We start from the raw sequence: 20,745 nt of genomic DNA, 5'->3' as shown, positions 1-20,745 counted from the left end.
ATTCCCAGGGAAATATCAACAATACCAGATTCATATCGACAAATGTTATGAATATTCTAAAAATAACAAAAAAATATTATCAGCACCAGAAAATTGGCTGTCATCAAGGTATTCCCCTAATGACAGCCATAAGCACTTAAAAATTCCATACCGTCCGATAAGCCCGTTTCCAAGAAAAGATAGTAATCATACTAAGGATGATGAGATAAATCGGCACACCAAATGGAATAAAAGTAAGAGCAAAATGAATACCAGCAAATACAGCTAGACAAAGCAATGCAAGAATCACTTTCAATCCCCCGCTTTGCAGGGCATCCTCAAAAGATTCAGAGAATGGCAGTGTACCTTTTAGGTAGTTTGAACAAATGATCGTGAATAAAATAGCTGTCAACAGTACGACCAATAAATCGTCGATGATCTTCAAACCGAAAATGCCAATAAAAATCGCACTTATGATAATATAAATAGGCAGGAAGAGGTTGGAAATAAACACCTTTAAAACAGCACTATATAACGGAGCCAAACTTTGGAGTGGAGCCGTTTGGTATATCCATGCACCTTTGTATTTTCCCGAGTATTTTAGCATAGCGACAGCATTGGGAATCATTAAACAAGAAAAGTAAACCGCTAAATACCATTTACTTGAAACTAGATGGGCAAATGAATTCATTTGTATTTCATTAAACATAAAGATAAACGGAAAAATCAATGACATTCCTAACGCCGGATAAACCTTTAAGCGAAATTCTCTTTCGTTCCTCATCATGTTGTCTGCGAAGCGAAAAAAGATTTTTTCCTCCTTGCTTCGGCAAATCACATTAACAAGGCCATTTATCCACCAATGCTTCTTCCGGCTACCTCCGCCGCTATTATTTGTCAGCTTTTGCAAGTTCCTTTCAAAGGAAGGCATCATTCGACTATAGATGATAATCACAATAATAGGAATAAACAAAGCCAGTAGTGAGAACGAAATAATATAGAAGTTTAAGTGGTGCTGCAGGAATAATTCAAAAGGTGCCCCAAACCAAATTGGAGGAATTAGGAATTGCCACCATCTTGGTGTAAAGGTAATGTTCATATCAACTACACTGAAGGACCTTGCCAGTACTTGGTATCCAACAGCAATTGAAACAGATAGGCCAATTTGCACGTAGTTAATAATATCCTTCAGTTTTTCGCCATCAAAGAATCGTAAAATGAAATAATAAATAATTGCCGTTACGACAACAATTAATAGATTTACTAAAACAAGACCGATAACCCCCAGGAGCAGGAATAATCCCCCATGTCTAACTGTCCCAATTATTAAGGGAATAGCCGTAAGTGCGGTCGTAAGATAAATTAAATAAATACAAATATGAATGGTCTTTGCAACATTTAATGTCTTTTTATTAACTGGTTTTGTTAAAAGAATCGCCTTGTCCCTGACATCAAGGAGTACATTCGAAAAATCGGATATCATTGACGTCATGACAAGAAACATGACGATTCCGTAAAAAATGCTCATTTGATACAGAAAGTTGCTTCCAAGCATGGTAAACGGGATGAGCATGAGGCTTAATAGCACATACATCCCTAATGATTTCATAAACCCGTTTTCTTCCGGTTTCTTCTTCTTTTTGGTCTGCTGGTTAAAAATGGTCGGAGTCCTTCTTCCATCCATTGTTAGTTTGACTGCTAAAATTCTTCTCATGACAGTGTAATTGATGCCAAAGCTTTCAAAAAGACCGCGAAATAAATCTAGGAATCTCAGCGTGCGAAAGTTTTTCATCCTCATACCCTTTGAACGATGGACACAAATTCTTCAGCCAAAACCTTATATTCATTAAATCCTGTCAGCTGATTAAAAATCTGCTCCAGTGTCCCTTCCTTATTTTGCTCCTTTAACTCATTGAAGCTGCCGTCGGCTACAATTTTTCCATCGTTAATGAGAATAATGCGGTTGCTGATTTTCTCTACGACATCCATGATATGGGATGAATAGAAAATTGTTTTTCCTTGGGAGGCAAGAACAGCCAGAATTTCTTTAAAAACCATGACACTATTGGCATCGAGACCGCTTAACGGCTCATCTAAAAATAACAAGTCAGGATTATGTAATAAGCTTGAAATGATCAATACCTTTTGCCGCATTCCCTTAGAGTAGGACGAGATTCGTGAGTGATATACTGCTTCCATTCCAAAGACCTTCATCAGGCTTTGGGCTTTTTCATCAGCCGTTTGTAGATCCATCCCGTATAATTCGCCGACAAAGGTTAAATACTCCATTGCGGTAAGATTATCATAGAGTTCCGCTACCTCAGGAATATAACCGATTTTTCTTTTGTAGTTAATATCGTTCTCGTTGATTTCCTCGCCAAAAATCTCAACCTTGCCGCCATACTCACTTTCAAGCCCGAGCAATATCTTGATTGTTGTACTTTTCCCGGCACCGTTTGGTCCAATATATCCGATAATTTGCCCACGAGGTACCGTTAGATTAATGCCTTTTAAAACATTTTTTGTTCCATAATCCTTTTTCAAATCCTTCAAACAAAGTACCACGTCTTGTTTTGTTTCGATGCTCATCACCTTCTCACATATTAATAGCTTAACATTAACATATTTTTCCTATTTTTCTATAAAAAGCGTGAAGATGGAAAAAGCCGACAAAAGAAATTTTGTCGACCGTCTTACCTATTTATTTTTACTTAAAAAATATACATATACTTTTATCATGAAATAGCTTACTTCTTCCGGAAGGAGATCCTTTATCGGCTTTAATTGATTCCGTCCCACTTCAGCCACGGCTTTTTCTAAAAGAGGAATATAGTCATTCGGAACATGCCTTGAAAAGTCGACATCCAACCCTTGTTGGGCACATTGAAGTAAATGGCTTTCCACTGTGCTGATTGCAAGCTCGCGCTTTTCTGCAATTTCCTCTATCGAAAGGTGATTTTGGTTTAATGTCAATGTCTCCAAATGGGATTCACCAACCGCTTTTTGGGCTTTTTTTTTCGGTACTTTTACTTCGGCTTGAATTTCACTTTGATAATCCGGATGATCATGTAAAAAATTTCGGATCGCTTGAATAAATTCAAGTCCATATTTTTGCAATTTATGTTCCCCTACACCGCTCACCTGTAAAAACTCTTGGTTTGTTTTAGGCTGCTTGGCGCACATATCCTTTAGAGCAGCATCAGAAAAAATAACAAATGGCGGCACTTTTTCAGCTTCAGCAATTTGCCTCCTTACTTCCCTCAAGGCTTCGAATAATGGATCACTCTTTGAAACTTGTTTAACTTGGACAGTCTCACGCCGGAATACAAGAATTTTTCCCAGCAAGACATCCTTGCCTTTTGAGGACACATAAAGGGTAGGAAATTGCCCTTGTTCAATCGCGATTAGCTCCTGTGATATAAGAAATTCAATAAAATCACTGACTTCTTTTGCTCCCTTGTCCTTCATAATTCCATAGGTTGTAAGTCTTTCAAAGCCAAGTTCTGTTACTTTTTTATTCTTTGAACCCGTTAAAACCTGGGCAATAAGTGTTTTTCCAAAACGTTGGCCCATCCGAATGATGCAGGACATTACCATTTGTGCTTCCTTCGTCACATCAATGCTTGTCCGTGAATCCGTACAGTTTCCACATCTTCCGCATGGCTCGGTTTCCGTTTCACCGAAGTATTTTAATATAAATTCCTGCAGACAGTTCTCCGTGTGACAGTAATCTACCATTTGCTGCAGTTTTTCCAGCTCTGCATGAATTCGTCCTCGATCAATGGATTGGTCAATTAAGAAGCGTTGAATTTGCACATCCTGTGGAGAATATAATAGTGCACATTCACTTGGAAGTCCATCTCGGCCAGCACGCCCTGCCTCTTGGTAGTAACTTTCCATGTTTTTCGGCATTTGAAAATGGAGGACATAGCGAATGTTACTTTTATCAATCCCCATCCCGAAGGCTGATGTTGCAACCATGACGGATGCTTTGTCTTCTAAAAAACGTTCCTGCTCACGTGCACGTTCTGCGTCCCCCATACCGGCATGGTACCGCGCAACATTAATATTTTCTTTATGCAGTCGTTCATAGAGCTGGTCAACATTCTTTCGTGTTGCCGCATAAATAATCCCTGCTTCGTTGTTGTTCTTTTTAAGGTAATCTAGTAGATATTTTAGCCGGTCCTGTCCTTTAATAACCGAAAAAGAAAGGTTTTCCCGTTCAAATCCCGTGATAATGGTATTTTCCTCATCAATATCAAGCAGATGGCAAATATCCTCCCGTACTCTTGGGGTAGCTGTTGCTGTAAGCGCCATAACAATTGGATTTTGAGGCAGGGTTCGAACCATTTGCTGGATATGGCGGTAGCTCGGACGGAAGTCGTGGCCCCATTGGGAAATACAGTGGGCTTCATCGACAGCCACTAAAGGGATTTCCATTTTTATAAGATCTTCGATAAATTCTCGTGAATCTAACCTCTCAGGTGCTATGTAAAGTAATTTGAATTTCCCAAGCTGTGCATTGCGCAACCGTTCATATGCTTCATTGAAACTAAGGGAGCTATTGATAAATGTGGCAGGAATTCCGACTTGATTGAGAGCATCGACCTGATCCTTCATTAAGGAAATCAATGGGGATATAACAATCGTGGTGCCTTGAAGCGCGAGCGCAGGAATTTGATAGCAAATTGACTTTCCGCCGCCAGTCGGCATAACGCAAATAGTGTTATTGCCATCCAGCACTGATTGGATTGCCTGTTCTTGGCCTTTGCGAAAAGAGTTGTAGCCGAAATGAGATTGTAATAAGGGGAGTGTTTTGGCAATCAAGATTGTGACTCCTTTCAAATGTTAGTAACTAATTCTATTATAAACAAATTGGCTGCCGATTTATATCTGCGGCAGCCTCAAAAAAGCTTTTATATAAGAATATTATTTAAAATCTCCTCTTTATGCTCCCCTATTTTAGGCGGCGGCGCCATTTGTTCCTGCTTAATGTCACTGTGCATCTTTACCTGGCAGTCACCCCATGAGGACGTGAAAATAAGTTCCTTCTCTTTAAAGTATTGGTTTTCGGTTAGTTCTCCAATTTCAAGCACTGGGGCCATACAGCAATCGACCCTCTGAGCGAACTCAATCCACTCATAAAAAGTCTTACTTTTGAATAGCGACGATACCTCAAAGAAAACAGGATTGCCGCCATCCGTTTTTGAAAAATGGGCTCTAATCCAATCCTCCCGGCCGTGCGCCATACAAAAATTCTCCCAAAACTTCGGCTCCAGTGCCCCCATGCTCATAAAGCGACCATCCCTTGTTTCATATAAAGCGTATGCGATAATGCTGCCATTCAAAACAGAAATGCCGGTTCCCTCACCCACTTCTTTTTCGACCATGACATGATTCCCAAGTAAAGAAACCAATTGATCGGTGATAGAAATAGAATGATAGCTTCCCTTCCCAGTCAAAAACCGAGAAACAAGTCCTGCTAAAATCCGTTCATTTGCCGCGAACCCGCCTAAATAATCTGCGAATGTGATAGAAGGGTGGACTGGCCTTTCATGTTTATCTTTTAACTGAGCAAGTACCCCGCTTAAGGCCATATAATTGATATCGTGGTTTCCAAGCCCGCTTAATAGCCCCTTTTGTCCATACCCGGAAATTGAACAGTATACGATATCAGGCTTCACCCTTTGAACATCTTCAAAACCCAGTCCGAGTTTTCCCATTACCCCCGGTCTAAAGCTTTCGATGACGACATCAGCATTGGCAATAAGTTTTAAAGCTGTTTCCAGCCCGTCTTTTTCCTTCAAGTTTAAGGTGATGCTTTTCTTCTGACGGTTATTAGCTTGAAAAACAATCCCATCTCTTTTTTTGGACATTCCTGTGTGGCGGGCTGGGTCACCTCCTGGCGGCTCCACCTTGATGATTTCCGCGCCCAAGTCAGCTAACCGTAATGTGGCAAAGGGTCCAGGCAGATAATTGGTAAAATCAATGACTCTAATTCCTTCCAGCATATTCAAAGTCCTTTCTTACGAATTCGGTGACCCTGGTGCGAAAAGCTCCTCCAACTGTTTACGCAATATAAATTTTTGGATTTTGCCGCTGGCATTGCGCGGCAAGACTTCTATGAAAATATATTTCCGAGGGCGCTTGTAGTTCGCCAGCTTATCACTAGCTTTACAGAATTCATCGAGCTCTTGTTCAGATACATTCGGATCCTTTTTTACAACAAAAGCTGTCACGGTTTCCCCCCACCTGTCATCAGGCTGTCCGACAATGGCAACATCCAGAACGCCAGGATGGGCATGCAATACATCCTCAACTTCACGCGGGTAAATGTTTTCACCGCCGCTGATAATCATATCATCAACACGGTCATTGACATACAGGTAGCCTTCTTCATCGAGATACCCAATATCGCCTGAATAGTACCAGCCCTTATACAGCGCTTTTTCTGTCACTTCTTCACGATTGTAATAACCCAGCATCATACTAGGACCCTGAACAATGATTTCCCCTGTTTCTCCAGCTGGAACAACATCGTCTGGCTCAGATGGCCCGTCCTCTCTCGTCCGGACAATCCGGATATCATGGCTGATTGCGGCCTGGCCTGCAGACCCTGCTTTTCTCAGTTGGTCAGTCTCTGACAGGAAGGTAATTGCAGGACCCATTTCCGTCATCCCATAGGCTTGAACTAAGGAGATTCCTAAACGGTCATGAAGAGCATGTACGAGTGATGGCGCCATGGGTGCTGCACCATATAAACCGAGCTTCAGACTTGATAGGTTGTACTGACTTAAGTCCTCTTGCAGCAGCATATTCCACATCGTAGGGGCTGCAAATACCTTTGTAATTTTTTCTTGTTCCATTAATTGAAGAATTTTTGGTGGATTAAATTGGTGCAAAATGACATTTCTTGCACCTACATGTACTCTTGGAAGAAAGTTGCAATGAAGTTCCGCACAATGAAACATCGGTGCTGTCACTAGACCAACATCATTCGGCTCAAGTTTGCAGGATGCTATGCAAAGGATGCTTTGTTCAAGCATATTGCGGTGGCTATGCATGACACCTTTTGGTCTGCCTGTTGTGCCGCTCGTATAGATAAACGCATACAAATCGTTCTCGTTTACTTCGATTTGAACGCCTTCTGTTGTTGAAGCAGCTAGTTTATCTTGGTAGCTGGCCGCATAAGACGGGGCATCGGCATCAATAAACCAGAAGGACATTTTTTCAAAACGCTTTTCAATTGCCCCAATAACAGGCTCTAAGGCTTTCTCAAAAAGAACAACTTTAGGAGCGGCATCTGAAAGGATATAAGCTACTTCTTCAGGCATTAGTCGGAAATTAATCGGGTTAAAAATGGCACCAATTTTCGAGCAGGCGAAAAAGGCAGTTCCTAATTCTTCCGTATTAAACATGACCGTGGAAACACGGTCGCCTTTTTTTACTCCTTCTTTGAGAAGGGCATTGGCAAGACGATTTACTTGTTCGTTCCATTCCCTATAGGTGTACCTGACATTTTTTCTGACATCATAGATGGCTTCCTTGTTTGGGAACTTTTTCACTGTTAAATCGAAGACTTTTCCAATCGTTATGCTCATTAAATCGCCTCCACCAGGTATTTTTGAGGCAATCGGCGGGGCCGACTGCCTTTTAGGGACTTTTATTTGCGAAAAATTGGGCTATATTTGCTAATTAAACCCTTTTATTCGCAAAATTTCCTATTTTATTTGCGATTCTACTTGGTTTATTTGAGTAAAGCTCGCTTCTATTTGCGAATCCGAATTCGCTAATTAAGCTAAGCGTTCAATTATTGTCGCATTAGCCATTCCATGACCTTCGCACATTGTTTGTAAGCCGAAACGACCTCCTGAACGCTCAAGCTCATGCATCATCGTCACCATTAAGCGTGCACCGCTGCCGCCCAGAGGGTGACCAAGCGCAATTGCACCTCCATTAGGATTAAGCTTAGCTGGATTTGCACCCGTGTCCCTCAACCATGCCAGCGGAACCGGAGCAAATGCTTCATTTACTTCAAATACATCAATATCGTCAATAGATAAGCCAGCCTTTTCAAGTGCTTTTTGGGTCGCCGGAATCGGTCCTGTCAGCATCAAAGTTGGATCAGAACCAACCACCACTCGGGTATGAACACGGAAACGCGGTTTAAGACCGAGTTCATCTGCTTTCTCACGGGACATAAGCAGTACCGCAGCAGCCCCGTCGCTAATTTGACTGGAATTCCCGGCATGAATCACACCGTCTTCTTTGAAAGATGTCCGCAGGCCTGCCAATGCTTCAAGTGAAGTCCCTTTTCGCGGACCCGAATCTTCCTTAATGACTGTTGTTGTTCCATCCGGAAGCATCACTTCTAAAGGAAAAATTTCTCTAGCAAAATAGCCTTCCTCTTGGGCCTTTAATGCTTTTTGATGGCTTTCTAGTGAAAATTGATCAAGCTCCTCACGAGTAAAACCATAGTTTTCGGCGATTCTCTCAGCAGACAGCCCTTGATGGATCATTTCGTACATTGATCTTAAATTAGGACTAAAAGGCTCTTCGACACCTTTATAATTTGAACCCATTGGAACACGAGACATGCTCTCTACACCGCCGGCAACCACTACATCCATATCGCCTGCTAAAATAGCCTGTGCTGCAAAATGGACAGCCTGCTGGCTTGAACCGCATTGGCGGTCAATCGTTGTGCCTGGCACCTCAATTGGAAAGCCGGCAATTAAAGCGGCAACTCTAGCAATATCCCCGGCCTGTTCGCCGGATTGAGTAACACATCCTAAAATGACATCATCAATAATGGCTGGATCTATTCCGGCGCGGTCCACTAATTCCTTTAAGGTTAACGCCGCTAAGTCGTCAGGACGGATATCTTTTAAAACACCATTTCTTCTTCCTACCGGTGTACGTACACCTTCTACAATCACTACTTCACGCATGTTCAATATCCCCTCTCTATAACCCTAGATTTTTTGCAACGATTGTTTTCATAATTTCATTTGTGCCGGCGTAAATGCTTGCGACCTGAATATCACGGAATCGTCTCGCAATCTCGTATTCTTCCATATACCCGTAGCCGCCGTGGAGCTGCATGCATTCAGTCGCAACTTTCTTGGCGTTTTCCGTAAGCTTCCATTTCGCCATCGACACTTTTGTCACGATGTTTTGCCCCTCGATATGCTCTCTAATTAACTGATCTAAAAAGGAACGCCCCATTTGATTGTCTGCAGCCATTTCAACAATTTTAAACTGCGTATTTTGGAACTTACTAATCGGTTTTCCAAACGCTTCTCGACTTTTTACATAATCAATAGTTATTGTAAGCATGACCTCTGCAGCCGTTTGCGCCCCAATTGCGGTGAGCAGGCGTTCTTGCTGGAGTTTTTCCATTAAATAAAGAAAGCCCTTGCCCTCATCTCCCAGTAAATTCTCCTTCGGAACTCGGCAATCCTCAAAGATCAATTCTGCTGTATCCTGGGAATGCAGACCGACTTTGTTCAGCTTTCTGCCTCTTGAAAATCCTAGCGTATCCCGTTCAATGACAAGCAGGGAAACACCTTTATGCTTCGGAACAGCATGGAGGTCGGTCTTCACAGCAACAACGATAAGATCCGATTGGATTCCACTGGTGATAAACGTTTTTTGTCCATTGACAATATAGTGGTCCCCGTCCAGTTTAGCCGTCGTTTTAATGTTGGCCAGGTCAGAACCCGTCCCCGGCTCAGTCATCGCAATCGCGGTAATGATCTCGCCAGTGACACATTTCGGAAGCCAGCGCTGTTTTTGCTCTTCAGTTCCGTAGGAGGTAATGTAGGGAACAACAATATCATTATGCAGACCTATCCCGACTAAACCAGTGCCAACCTTCTCTAATTCCTCATTAATGACAACGGAGAAACCCCAGTCGACCTCACTGCCGCCATACTTCTCATCAATATCAGGGCAAAGAAAACCCTGCTCCCCCATCTTCCTCCAAAAAGAGCGGGGAATCATCCTGTCCTCCTCCCACTGTTCATAAAAGGGATATGCTTCACGCTCTAAAAACTTTCTCAATGACGCCCGGAAAATTTCGTGATCTTCGTTTAAGTATGGATGTTTCATTTGAAAAACTCCTTTCTTAATATGAAAACGCTTCCGATTTAAACGTTAATTTGATTCATTTTTTGACGCAGCTGATATTTTAATATTTTCCCAGATGCATTCCGCGGCAGCTGCTTTTCGATAAAAATCCTCCTAGGGACCTTATATCCTGCAAGCTTTTGACGGCAGAAGCTGCGTAATTCTTGTTCATCAACCACAGCCCCTTCTTTTGGTACAATGACAGCGCACACAGCTTCTCCCCAGACCTCATCTGGCAGTCCGATAATTGCTGCTTCGAGAACAGCTGGATGCTCATAAAGAACGCTTTCTACCTCGACTGAATAAACATTTTCTCCGCCAGAAATGATCATATCTTTTTTCCGGTCAACAAGCGTGATGTAACCTTCCTCATCAATCGTTGCTAAATCACCGGTATAAAGCCAGCCATCTTTAAAGGTACTCTTCGTTTCTTCCGGCTTTTTATAATACTCCTTCATGACCATTGGGCTTCGAAGTATAAATTCACCTACAACGCCTGGCAGCACATCTTTGCCTTCCTCATTGACAACCCTTGTTTCTGTCATGAAAATTGGTTTTCCACCCTTCCCTAGATGCTTCTTATGCCCCTCAGGATCAAGGAGAATTCCTCCTGGTCCTGCCTCAGTCAACCCGCATAAATTGTAAAATTGATCTGTTTTAAAAAGTTCCATACTTTTTTTGACAAGTTCCGGGGCCATTGAGGCAGCACCATACCCGCATCTCTTAATGGATGATAAATTATATTCGGCTGCATTAGGTACTTGGAGAAGAAAGGTAAACATCGCAGGAACCGCAAATAGATGGGTAATTTTATGCTCTTGAATCGCTTGAAGTGTTTTGATTGGATGAAAATCACGATGGATAATATGTGTCGCACCTAGTGCAACTCCTGAAATAAGGAAAAGATTTAACTGGGCTGAATGGAATAATGGTGCTAAATGTAGAATCCTTTCATGCTGCCTAAGCCCCATATTGATGGTAACAGAGATTCCAACTTTAAAAATTTGGCTATGATCAAAAAGGGCTCCCTTAGGGCGGCCTGTTGTCCCTGAGGTGTACAAAATTTCTACATCATCCTTTTCGGAAAGCTCAATTTCTGGTTCGTTTAAGTTTTCGGATAACAATTTTTCATAGGAATAAAAACCTGTGGTTTCCGATTCACCAACCACGATAACTGAGCGGACAGCCGTACCATGTTTAGCTTCAGAAATGTTTTTTTCAAACTCCTTGTCACAAACAACATAGGATGCGTCTGATTGCCCTAAAATGTATTGGACTTCCGAAGCGGTTAATCGGAAGTTAACTGGGACGGCCACTGCGCCAATTTTTGCAGCAGCAAAAAAGGTGAACACAAAGTGATCCGAATTTTTCATCATCAATGCAATCTTTTCGCCTTTTTTAAATCCTAAGGAAATCAAGCCATGAGCAAACCTGTTCACTTCCTCATTAAATTGACGATATGTATAGCTTCTTCCCTCGCATTCAACCGCCAATAATTCTGGAAACTTTCGAGCACTTTGAGATAATAGGCTGCCAATCTTCATATAAGGAACCCCCTAGAAAAATGTACTCCATCCTTAAATATGCAATTATTGTGCCATTATTCTGAAAGATGGATATATCGCCGCACATGGTTCATTGGATGTTGTTCTTATATACACAAGAATCAACTGAGTGTCCATTAATTGGACATTCTTTTAAATCGTCAGTTGGTACTTTTTAATTTTTTCATACAAGCCGGAACGGCTGATTCCTAGTAATCTTGCAGCCTGGACTTTATTTCCTTGTACTTGAACCAGCGCCTTTTTAATTGCTTCTAGTTCTGCATTTTCAACCATTGAAACCTTTATTGCCGATACAGGTGTATGGACCTGCTTTATTAAATACTCTGGAAGATCCTCGTATTTAATTTTTCCACTTTCCGCAAAGGTCATCGCCCGCTCCATTACATTTCGTAATTCCCGGATGTTCCCGGGCCAATCGTAACCAAGCAGGGCAGCTCTTGCGTGGTCCTCGATTCCGGTAATACTTGTTCCTAATATTTGGTTGAAATCAAACATAATCTTGCCTATTAAGAAATCGGTATCATATAGACGATCCCTAAGCGGCGGGACATTTAAGGATATTACATTTAGGCGGTAATATAAATCCTCCCTAAAAAGACACTCTTTGACCATTTCTTCCAGATTCCGATTAGTGGCTGCAATAATTCTAACATCCACTTGAATTCTTGCAGTCCCGCCTACCCTGTAGAATTCCCTCTCTTGGAGGACGCGAAGCAGTTTTGCCTGCAAGGATAGGGACATGTCACCAATTTCATCGAGAAAAAGTGTTCCACCGTTAGCTAAATCAAATTTGCCGATTTTCCCCTTTAGTTTGGCTCCGGTAAAGGCACCTTCCTCATAACCAAAAAACTCTGATTCTAGTAAATCCTCCGGTATGGCTGCACAATTGACGACGACGAACTTTCCGGTACTTCTAGCACTGCTGTTGTGAATGGCGTGTGCAAACAGCTCTTTCCCCGTTCCACTTTCCCCGCGGATAAGCACCGTTGATCGCCCTTTTGCAGCTTTAGCCCCGCTTTTTTTCAACTTTTCCATATAGGGGTCTATCGTCAAAAGATGGTCCCAGGTAAACTTAGCCGACTCTGATTTCTGGTATTCCTGATGATAAAAATTTGCTTTATTTTCTGCCTTCTGCAGCTTCTTGAATAGTTCGCTTACCTCATTTAATTGCCGAAATACCACCTTGCCAATTGCGCCGATGACTTTTCCATCTTCAATAATCGGAATACGGTGGACGATATACTTAATGCCGCTCACTTCCAAGAAGCCGCCTACTTCAGCTGTTTCCGATTCATAGACATGGTCTAATTGAAGTTGCGGCAACGCATTTGATACCGGCTGGTGCAGTACCTGCTCTAAAGTAAGATTGAATAATTCCAGAAGCGGCGGGCTGACCATTTGAATGATTTTCTTCTCATCTGTCATCACAATTCCGTCAAATGCGTGTTTGATTGTTGTTTCTAATGTTCTTTTTAAGTTTTTGATCGTTTGTAATTCTTGTGAGGTTTCAAGCAGGGACATGACCATATCTGTTTTCGTTAGAATACCGACAACGTGGTTCATTCCATCTACGACAATACCGGTTCCAACCTTGCTGTTTTTAACCATTTCTTCAATCTTTGCATATGGGGTATCGACCGAAACAGTTTCAACTTGCTTTTTTATGTAATTTTTTATAGGGGTGGATAGAGGACATTCTTCTAAGATCATTTGATAAAGGCAACTCCGTGTAAAAATTCCCACTAATTTTCTAGAGGCGTCTGTTACAGGGATCAGGTTCCATTTCTTTTTACCAATTAGTCCGATAGCTTCTTTTAGAGTTGTTTTTTCCGTTACAAAACAATCAACTGGGGTAATTATTTCTTTTAATTGGAGCATTTTTTCACTCCTCACTTTTTCAGATACCTATATTGTAACAAAAATACATATTTATTAGAATATTTTAACTATTAATATAAAGGGTCTGTTAAACTTGGTTGTTGATTTGCGCTACAGGCGCTTCGCTTTCCGCGGGCGTGCCAGGGAGCCTCCTCGGCGCTTTGGCGCCTGCGGGGTCTCCCCTGCCCCGTACTCCCGCAGGAGTCTTCGCGCCTTCCGCTCCAATCAACAGTGTAAAAAATCAACAATAGTCTTTAACAAAGCCAATATAAAAAGAAGACCCAAGGGCCTTCTCGGAAAATATCATTATTTCGGCTGCATTCTTATCGCGCCATCAAGGCGGATCGTTTCACCATTAAGCATTGGGTTTTCAATAATGCTTTGGACCAGTTGTGCGTATTCAGTCGGGTACCCCAGCCTTGGCGGGAACGGCACCATTTTTCCAAGTGAATCCCGCGCTTCTTGAGGCAGTGTATCAAACATCGGAGTATGAAAAAGACCAGGAGCAATCGACATAACGCGGATACCGTACCGGGCAAGCTCCCGCGCAATCGGCAGCGTCATCCCGACAATTCCACCTTTAGATGCGCTATACGCAGCCTGACCGATTTGGCCGTCAAAAGCTGCAACGGAGGCAGTATTGATGATGACACCTCGTTCATTTTTATCATTCACTTCATTGGTTATCATCTTCTCGGCAGCAAGGCGAAGCACATTAAACGATCCTACTAAATTCACATTTATGACTCTAGAAAAAAGTGATAGATTGTGTGTACCATTTCTTCCAAGCACTTTCTCAGCAATGCCAATTCCCGCACAGTTCACAACGGCATTCACGACTCCCATAAAGTCCTCTGCTTTATTGACTGCCCTTTCTATATCCTCTTCCTTTGTAACATCTGTTTTTAAAAATAAAACCGATTCTCCTAATTCCTCTTGAAGCCGACTACCATTTTCTTTTGATTGGTCAAAAATGACCGCCCTTCCTCCATTATTCACAATATTCCGGACTGTCGCTTCCCCCAATCCAGAGGCACCACCTGTCACAATCGCACGGCAATCTTGAATTTGCATATTCAATCCCTCCAATAAAAGTTACTAATAGTTTAATTGCAATTTCTGTGCCAAGAAAAATGAATAGATAGCAAAGCCTTTCCAATTCCCAACTGTATTTCGGGTGGACATTTTAACATGAATAGTGACCAATAATTGTACACCATTTAGAATATAAACCTGTTATCATAAAAGAGAGAATGACTTACTGAACGGAGGAATGGCATGATGAGAAAATTAGTGGTTACTCACAATCTTGAACTAAACCTGCTTGAACAAATTAAACAGATTATTCCCGATTGGGAACTGATTGCTGGTAAAGATAAAGAAGTTTGGCAACAACACGTTAAGGATGCAGAAATCATTGCAGGGTGGAAACATGGGTTAAAAGACGATTGTCTTGCACCAGAGTCCAAGCTAAAATGGCTGCAATCCTGGAGTGCAGGCGTTAATTCTATGCCTCTTGAAGAATTTGAAGCTAAAGATATTTTGTTAACAAGCGCCAATGGTGTGCACGCCTTTCCGATTTCAGAAACCATCTTTGCACTAATGCTTGGTTTAACGCGAAAAATCCATACATATGTAAAAAATCAACAAACGAAAACATGGCATCATGCCAATATGAATTTAGAACTACATGAAAAAACCGTTGCTATCATCGGTGTTGGCGCGATTGGAAAAGAAGCAGCGAAAATTGCCAAAGCATTCGGAATGAAGGTACTTGGTGTCAGGCACTCAGCAAGGTCTGAGGAATTTGTTGATGAAATGTATGGTTCAGATCAATTAGATCTAATTCTGCCAAACTGCGATTATGTGGTGGTAACCTTACCTCTTACAAAGGAAACTCATCAGTTATTTGGAGCGAAACAATTTAAGGAAATGAAATCCTCGGCCTTTTTCATTAATATCGGCCGTGGTGAGATTGTCGTTGAAGCGGACCTCGTACAAGCTCTTAAAGATGGTACCATTGCAGGGGCGGGACTGGATGTATTTGAAAAAGAACCATTAAGTCCTGACAGTCCTTTATGGGAAATGGAAAATGTAATTATCACTCCTCACACTTCAGGGTCAACGGAGCATTACAACAAGAGGGTGGTAGAAAATATTTTAATTCCTAACCTAAAAGACTATCTTTCTGGAAAAAAACCATCCAAAAATCTTGTAGATTTTTCAAAAGGTTATTAATAAAGGAGTTTTTTAATGCAGCAAGTAACACTCGAAAAAAAACAAAATAAGAAGCGAAGGTTACACGCTTTAAAGTGGGTCCTGCCTGCTCTCCTTGCTGTTAAACTTGTTAAATAAATAGTAGATGGCCTTTCTTATAAGTCTATTGTCATGGTATAATTCACCGAATACACAGAAAATTTAAAAGGGGTCATTGGGATGAGTTTCTCGGGGATAAGTATATTAGCAATCGTAATAGCCGTTGTTGCCAACATGTTGATTGGGGCACTATGGTATTCTCCCGTTTTGTTCGCTAACATTTGGGTGAAAGCATTGGGGAAGAAAATGGAGGATATCGATAAAAAAGGTGCCAACGTTGGATATGCTTTAACCACACTTGGCGGTATCTTCACAGCCATCATTCTATCATTATTTATTCACGTTTTAGATATTGTCACTATTCTTGACGGTGCGCTGATTGGATTCCTCGTTGGTGTTGTAGCTGCCTTTCGCGAGCTTTCGCCTACCTTTTTTGAACAAAGAAAATACACGTTATTTTTCATTAGTGCAGGTTACCACATTGTTTCATTAACAATCATGGGGATTATAATCGCAGCTTTTGCATAATCATTAAAAGGGTGCCAATTTTTAGGCACCCTTTCCTTATGACTTTATGATTTCCTATATTTGCCAATATCATATTTTTCGCTAGCTTTGAAGTTATAGACCGGCTTAATAATGCTCGCAATTTCAACTGTTTCTTCTACTTTTTCTAATATTTCATTCATCGATTTATAAGCCATCGGCGCTTCATCCAATGTTTCTTCGGAGACAGATGTCGTCCAGACGCCCTTCATCGTATTATGGAAATCATCCATATTCAGCGTTTTAATCGCTTTTGTCCGGCTAAGGACGCGACCAGCACCATGCGGCGCAGAATAATTCCAATCTTCGTTGCCCTTACCGACAGCTAAAATCGACCCATCTCTCATGTTGATTGGAATGATGAGACGCTCGCCCTTCTGAGCTGAAACAGCTCCCTTTCGTAAAATCAAGTTATCTGTATCAATATAGTTGTGGACGGTATCGTAACGATCTTGCTCATCAAAGCCCATATTCTCCGTAATTGCTCTGGCAATTTCTTCACGGTTTGCCTTCGCAAACGCCTGTGCCAATTTCATGTCGTGAATATAATGTTCAAAATCCTCGCCCTCCAAATAAGCTAAATCATTTGGAATTACAGGATTGGTTTCTTTGTAGCTCTGAATGGCAGCTTGAATTTCCTTTTGACGCCCAGCAGCCTTTAATTTATCAATCATCTCCGTTAAATCATGGTTCCTGAGCTTGGAAATGGCTACTTTTTGATAATAGGTGGCAATCTTTGCTCCTACATAACGGCTGCCAGTATGAATGGTTAAATAGTGGTAGCCATCGGTATCGACAGAGACTTCGATGAAATGGTTACCGCCGCCAAGAGTTCCTAGGCTATAACGGCTTTTATTCTCGCTTAGAATGTGCTGAGCTTTAAATTCCTCCGCAGATGGAAAACTCGTGTTAATAAACTGAGCAGTCTCATCAGAATGTATCTCCATTCCGCTTGGCACATAGGTCCGAATGACCTGATCCAGCTTATTAAAATCAACCTTTTTATCCTGCAGCTTAACCGTTAATACGCCGCAGCCTACGTCAACACCTACTAGGTTCGGGACTACCTTATCCTTTAGCTGGATGGTGGTTCCAATCACACATCCCTTACCAGCATGATAGTCTGGCATAATACTAATCTTTGTATCCTTTAAGAAAGCTTGATTACACAGCTCTTGTATTTGTTCAAGTGCCGTCTCCTGTGGATAGTTGGAAAATACTTTTGCTTCTGTTTGAGACCCTGTTACTTTTATCACGAGTTTCCCCTCCTTTTGTAAAAACAATTAACAATAGGCTATCATGGGAAATCCGATTGAGCAATGGATTTTCCATAAGTAATCTTATTACGCACTGAAAACAAAATACCAGTTTTATAAATAAAGGAAGATGCCCTAAAGCATCCCCCATTTTAATCATATCAGTAGATTGTTTGCATTCCTTTTCCCGCGACGGTCATCCATTCGAATTGGCGTAGCCTCACGTCAAATAAGGTTAATGGATCGCGGAACATTTCTGGATTCTCATTCATCTTATCTTGCATTTCTTTTTTCTTCTGAATCTCTGAACGTGCTTCCTCAACAGAACGGTTTAAAATTGCCTTTGGACCCTTGAAAAATAAGGTAACATCGCGCTCCAATGATTTTTCAAACATCTCAAATGGCTGGAAAAACTGCTTATTCACGGCAGCGATTGCTTCGGAATAGTCTTCATTTTCTATAAAGGATTGGTATTTGTTGAAAAGCATGGCTTTGTTTTGCGAAATTGCCCCCAGAAGCTTCCCTGCACTTTTTAATAAAAATTGTGAAGGAGTTCGGCGCAGCAGGATATTGACTATTTCCAACTGGAACCTGGTTGTCATCCTATCGTTATCGCGGCGCCAATCATCGAGCACCCTAAAATCACACTCTAGCTCCATTCGCTCTTCCCCGTACATCTGATTAAATCCATCTTTCATCTCAACCAGAAATTCTTGGTTTTCCTTAAACTCATCATTTGAGCGCTCAATCCAATCTTGAAGTGAGCTGTAATATTTCGGCATTACCTTTTGCTCCAAATATTCCTGCAGCCTTTTATTCATCTCATCATTGAGCATAAGATGAATTTTACTAAAATCACTGTCTTCCTTGATTAGAGAAGAGCACTCCCGGAGCATTTTTGGCACAGCCACTGAGATTTCTGTCTCAATGGATTCCTTAATTGCCCGATACGATTTTATGGCTGATTTGGTTCTTTGTATTTCGGTATCGTTCAGTTGGTTCACTGCACCAGTTAACTTCATCAGCATTTCTTCGTTCCAGCGAATCGATTCTATTAACTGATTTTCAACATCAATTCGTTTTTGTAAAAGACTGGCGATTGTTGTCCGAATAAAATACAACAGCTTTGCAAGGCGCTTATCCGCTAGATTTCTTGTATTTTTAATGGACTGAATAAATACTTTTAATTCCTTCATTTGCTGGTTTTGTTCATATTGTGTTGAAAACGCAAATACCTTAGCATCATGTAAATAGGAGTTGACCATCGCTTTTATATCATCATAAATTTTATGTGCTTCCTGTTCATTTTCAATAGTCTCCATTTTGCTAATCATGAAATGAATTGGAATATCCGGTGCAATCTCTTGTATTTGTCCAAGTGCTGCCCATTCCTTATCGGTAACCGAAGCATTTGCATCTACCACAAAAAGAATTGTGTCGGCAATCTGCAGGTTCTTCAGCACTTCATAGCGATCATAATGGAGAGACCCGGTAAGCCCAGGAGTATCCAGGAACGCAACCTTATTATCTTTAAAAAATGGAATTGGACGCTTCAATTCTATGATTGATTCTAATGCATTTCGTCTTCGATCCATCTTTTCCTGGAATTCCTCTAAACCAGTTAGATCGTTAATCTCCCTGTCAGTGATTTCAGTTATGGTCATTTCCTCAGCGTCTTTGAACAGAACAACAGACGATGTTGCTCCATCCTGTAATTCGGCACCGAGAACCGTGTTTATAAAGGAAGATTTCCCACTTCCTTTAAACCCGGCAAGAAGGATATGCTGGGTATCAAAATCAATTAACTGCTGGGCAAGCCACTTGACACGATTATTCTCGCCCATGTCATGCTCCTGAGCCCAATTCAATATGGAATCAAAGAGTGACAAACACTCGTCAAGCTCATCCATATCCGTTTCCGTTATACTTATTAATTTTTCTGCTTCACTAACGATGGACTGGCTGATGCTCGCTGGAAAAAGTTCATTCCAAGAAAGGACTGCTGCTGACGCCAATACACTATTCGCATTGTCAGCCAGACGGAGCCAATTCGTCAGCAAGTCTGGAATGATATCCTTAAGCTGATTTATATAATACCTTCCATCAATAAAAGTGAAATAAGTTTCTTTATGGCGTTTTGAAAGCTCATGATAGTTTTCATTTCGAACCAGCTCAAGATTGAGGAGCAAGTGGTTGATTTCCCTCAACCAGACAAAATAAGATTCTTCATTCTGATAGCTGTTCCACAATGAAGAAACAAGCTGTTCAAAGCTTTTTTTATTCAGATTAAACAGGACACTTAATGCATGCGAAAAATAACTTGGATCAAAGTTTTTCGTTACACTATTTTCTACATATGTATGCAGAATTTCAAACCATTCCAAAGATTCCGTCCGCTTGGCTTCATTCACCGCAAGCTCAATGGCATTGTTCCAGTCACTCTGCTCTTCGAAGAATGCCCGGGCGACTTCGGTCACATTCGGATAATCTGGGTTAGAGTTGACCGTCCTTTTGATAATCGCAACAGCCGCCTCCAGCTTTCCGCGTTCAAGATAGAGCGAAAATAACTGTAAGGCTACTTCTGTTTTTAAGGTAAGATCTTCTGTTTCTATGGCACTATAAAGATCCTCTGCCGTTGATAACATTCCCAGCTCATAATAGGCATCTGCCGTATTTTTCTTCGCCCACAGCTCCAGGTCATTGACAATGTTTTCCCACTTAAAAATCGCCGTTTCATAATCCTTATGGTGAAAATACACTTCCCCCTGTGCAAAGCGTATATAAGATAGGTCAGGTAAATCCTTTTGTGCTTCCTCTTGAAAGGCTTCACCAAGGACCTGAATCGGATGAATATTTTCTTGCTCATTAATGAACATTTCATAGTATTTCTTTTGTTTCAATTGCTTCTCTAACGTCATTAAAATTCCCTCCAATGGCAACCACTCTATGTCATTCATATGGTAAAGAGGCATAATTATTCCTCATACGATTCGAATAAAAGTTAGAATTTAAGTCCCAATTGTTACAATTTTATCAAAGGAATTTTTTAATAAGATGTCAATTGTATTTCAGTT

At 41.3% G+C, this 20,745-nt stretch carries 14 protein-coding genes; 2 read left to right on the top strand and 12 right to left on the bottom strand.

The window, feature by feature from the left end; genetic code table 11:
* Positions 1-136: 136 nt before the first annotated feature.
* The 10 genes from AC59HZ_RS22830 to AC59HZ_RS22785 all read right to left on the bottom strand — a co-directional run bounded on the left by AC59HZ_RS22830 (position 137) and on the right by AC59HZ_RS22785 (position 14,627).
* Entirely contained in the window at positions 137-1,693 is a 1,557-nt protein-coding gene (locus AC59HZ_RS22830; RefSeq protein WP_496548057.1) for a hypothetical protein, read from the bottom strand.
* Positions 1,694-1,773: 80 nt separating this feature from the next.
* Positions 1,774-2,568, bottom strand: coding sequence for an ABC transporter ATP-binding protein (locus AC59HZ_RS22825; protein ID WP_496548203.1), 795 nt, complete (start codon positions 2,566-2,568; stop codon positions 1,774-1,776).
* 108 nt (positions 2,569-2,676) lie between these two features.
* Positions 2,677-4,806: a DNA helicase RecQ gene (gene recQ / locus AC59HZ_RS22820; protein ID WP_496548056.1), complete on the bottom strand. Its 2,130-nt coding sequence runs from the start codon at positions 4,804-4,806 to the stop codon at positions 2,677-2,679.
* Positions 4,807-4,895: 89 nt separating this feature from the next.
* On the bottom strand, positions 4,896-5,990 hold the full coding sequence (locus AC59HZ_RS22815) for a CaiB/BaiF CoA transferase family protein (protein ID WP_496548055.1): 1,095 nt from the start codon (positions 5,988-5,990) through the stop codon (positions 4,896-4,898).
* A 15-nt stretch (positions 5,991-6,005) separates the two neighbouring features.
* Positions 6,006-7,580 carry a fatty acid--CoA ligase gene (locus AC59HZ_RS22810; protein ID WP_496548054.1) on the bottom strand — a complete coding sequence of 525 codons (1,575 nt, stop codon included), beginning with the start codon at positions 7,578-7,580 and terminating at the stop codon, positions 6,006-6,008.
* Positions 7,581-7,772: 192 nt separating this feature from the next.
* Positions 7,773-8,930 (bottom strand): thiolase family protein, encoded by a 1,158-nt coding sequence (locus AC59HZ_RS22805; protein ID WP_496548053.1) that lies wholly within the window; start codon positions 8,928-8,930, stop codon positions 7,773-7,775.
* 16 nt (positions 8,931-8,946) lie between these two features.
* Entirely contained in the window at positions 8,947-10,092 is a 1,146-nt protein-coding gene (locus AC59HZ_RS22800; RefSeq protein WP_496548052.1) for an acyl-CoA dehydrogenase family protein, read from the bottom strand.
* A 38-nt stretch (positions 10,093-10,130) separates the two neighbouring features.
* Positions 10,131-11,654 (bottom strand): class I adenylate-forming enzyme family protein, encoded by a 1,524-nt coding sequence (locus AC59HZ_RS22795; RefSeq protein ID WP_496548051.1) that lies wholly within the window; start codon positions 11,652-11,654, stop codon positions 10,131-10,133.
* 153 nt (positions 11,655-11,807) lie between these two features.
* Positions 11,808-13,553: a sigma 54-interacting transcriptional regulator gene (locus tag AC59HZ_RS22790; protein WP_496548050.1), complete on the bottom strand. Its 1,746-nt coding sequence runs from the start codon at positions 13,551-13,553 to the stop codon at positions 11,808-11,810.
* 306 nt (positions 13,554-13,859) lie between these two features.
* Positions 13,860-14,627 carry a 3-hydroxyacyl-CoA dehydrogenase gene (locus AC59HZ_RS22785; protein ID WP_496548049.1) on the bottom strand — a complete coding sequence of 256 codons (768 nt, stop codon included), beginning with the start codon at positions 14,625-14,627 and terminating at the stop codon, positions 13,860-13,862.
* 207 nt (positions 14,628-14,834) lie between these two features.
* On the opposite strand from AC59HZ_RS22785, the gene AC59HZ_RS22780 reads away from it, so the two are divergent.
* Together AC59HZ_RS22780 and AC59HZ_RS22775 are read left to right on the top strand one after the other, a co-directional pair.
* Complete coding sequence (locus AC59HZ_RS22780; protein WP_496548202.1) at positions 14,835-15,791, top strand: D-2-hydroxyacid dehydrogenase; 957 nt, start codon at positions 14,835-14,837, stop codon at positions 15,789-15,791.
* A gap of 198 nt (positions 15,792-15,989) precedes the next feature.
* Positions 15,990-16,397: a DUF1761 domain-containing protein gene (locus tag AC59HZ_RS22775; protein WP_496548048.1), complete on the top strand. Its 408-nt coding sequence runs from the start codon at positions 15,990-15,992 to the stop codon at positions 16,395-16,397.
* Between the two features lie 44 nt (positions 16,398-16,441).
* Here the strand turns inward: AC59HZ_RS22775 and AC59HZ_RS22770 are convergent, their stop codons facing one another.
* Positions 16,442-17,671 (bottom strand): RtcB family protein, encoded by a 1,230-nt coding sequence (locus AC59HZ_RS22770; RefSeq protein WP_496548047.1) that lies wholly within the window; start codon positions 17,669-17,671, stop codon positions 16,442-16,444.
* Between the two features lie 161 nt (positions 17,672-17,832).
* Positions 17,833-20,589, bottom strand: coding sequence for a dynamin family protein (locus AC59HZ_RS22765; protein WP_496548046.1), 2,757 nt, complete (start codon positions 20,587-20,589; stop codon positions 17,833-17,835).
* Positions 20,590-20,745: the final 156 nt, after the last annotated feature.

This window comes from Neobacillus sp. DZ-9, assembly GCF_059587065.1.
Note: the sequence above shows the minus strand (reverse complement) of the source record. Positions and strands in the feature narration are given on the sequence as shown.

Coding starts and splice junctions, on each gene's coding strand:
- AC59HZ_RS22785 (WP_496548049.1), bottom strand. CDS start 14,627: ATGCAAATTCAAGATTGCCGTGCGATTGTGACAGGTGGTGCCTCTGGA.
- AC59HZ_RS22790 (WP_496548050.1), bottom strand. CDS start 13,553: ATGCTCCAATTAAAAGAAATAATTACCCCAGTTGATTGTTTTGTAACG.
- AC59HZ_RS22800 (WP_496548052.1), bottom strand. CDS start 10,092: ATGAAACATCCATACTTAAACGAAGATCACGAAATTTTCCGGGCGTCA.
- AC59HZ_RS22830 (WP_496548057.1), bottom strand. CDS start 1,693: ATGAGAAGAATTTTAGCAGTCAAACTAACAATGGATGGAAGAAGGACT.
- AC59HZ_RS22765 (WP_496548046.1), bottom strand. CDS start 20,589: ATGACGTTAGAGAAGCAATTGAAACAAAAGAAATACTATGAAATGTTC.
- AC59HZ_RS22810 (WP_496548054.1), bottom strand. CDS start 7,580: ATGAGCATAACGATTGGAAAAGTCTTCGATTTAACAGTGAAAAAGTTC.
- AC59HZ_RS22780 (WP_496548202.1), top strand. CDS start 14,835: ATGAGAAAATTAGTGGTTACTCACAATCTTGAACTAAACCTGCTTGAA.
- AC59HZ_RS22825 (WP_496548203.1), bottom strand. CDS start 2,568: ATGAGCATCGAAACAAAACAAGACGTGGTACTTTGTTTGAAGGATTTG.
- AC59HZ_RS22775 (WP_496548048.1), top strand. CDS start 15,990: ATGAGTTTCTCGGGGATAAGTATATTAGCAATCGTAATAGCCGTTGTT.
- AC59HZ_RS22815 (WP_496548055.1), bottom strand. CDS start 5,990: ATGCTGGAAGGAATTAGAGTCATTGATTTTACCAATTATCTGCCTGGA.
- AC59HZ_RS22795 (WP_496548051.1), bottom strand. CDS start 11,654: ATGAAGATTGGCAGCCTATTATCTCAAAGTGCTCGAAAGTTTCCAGAA.
- AC59HZ_RS22805 (WP_496548053.1), bottom strand. CDS start 8,930: ATGCGTGAAGTAGTGATTGTAGAAGGTGTACGTACACCGGTAGGAAGA.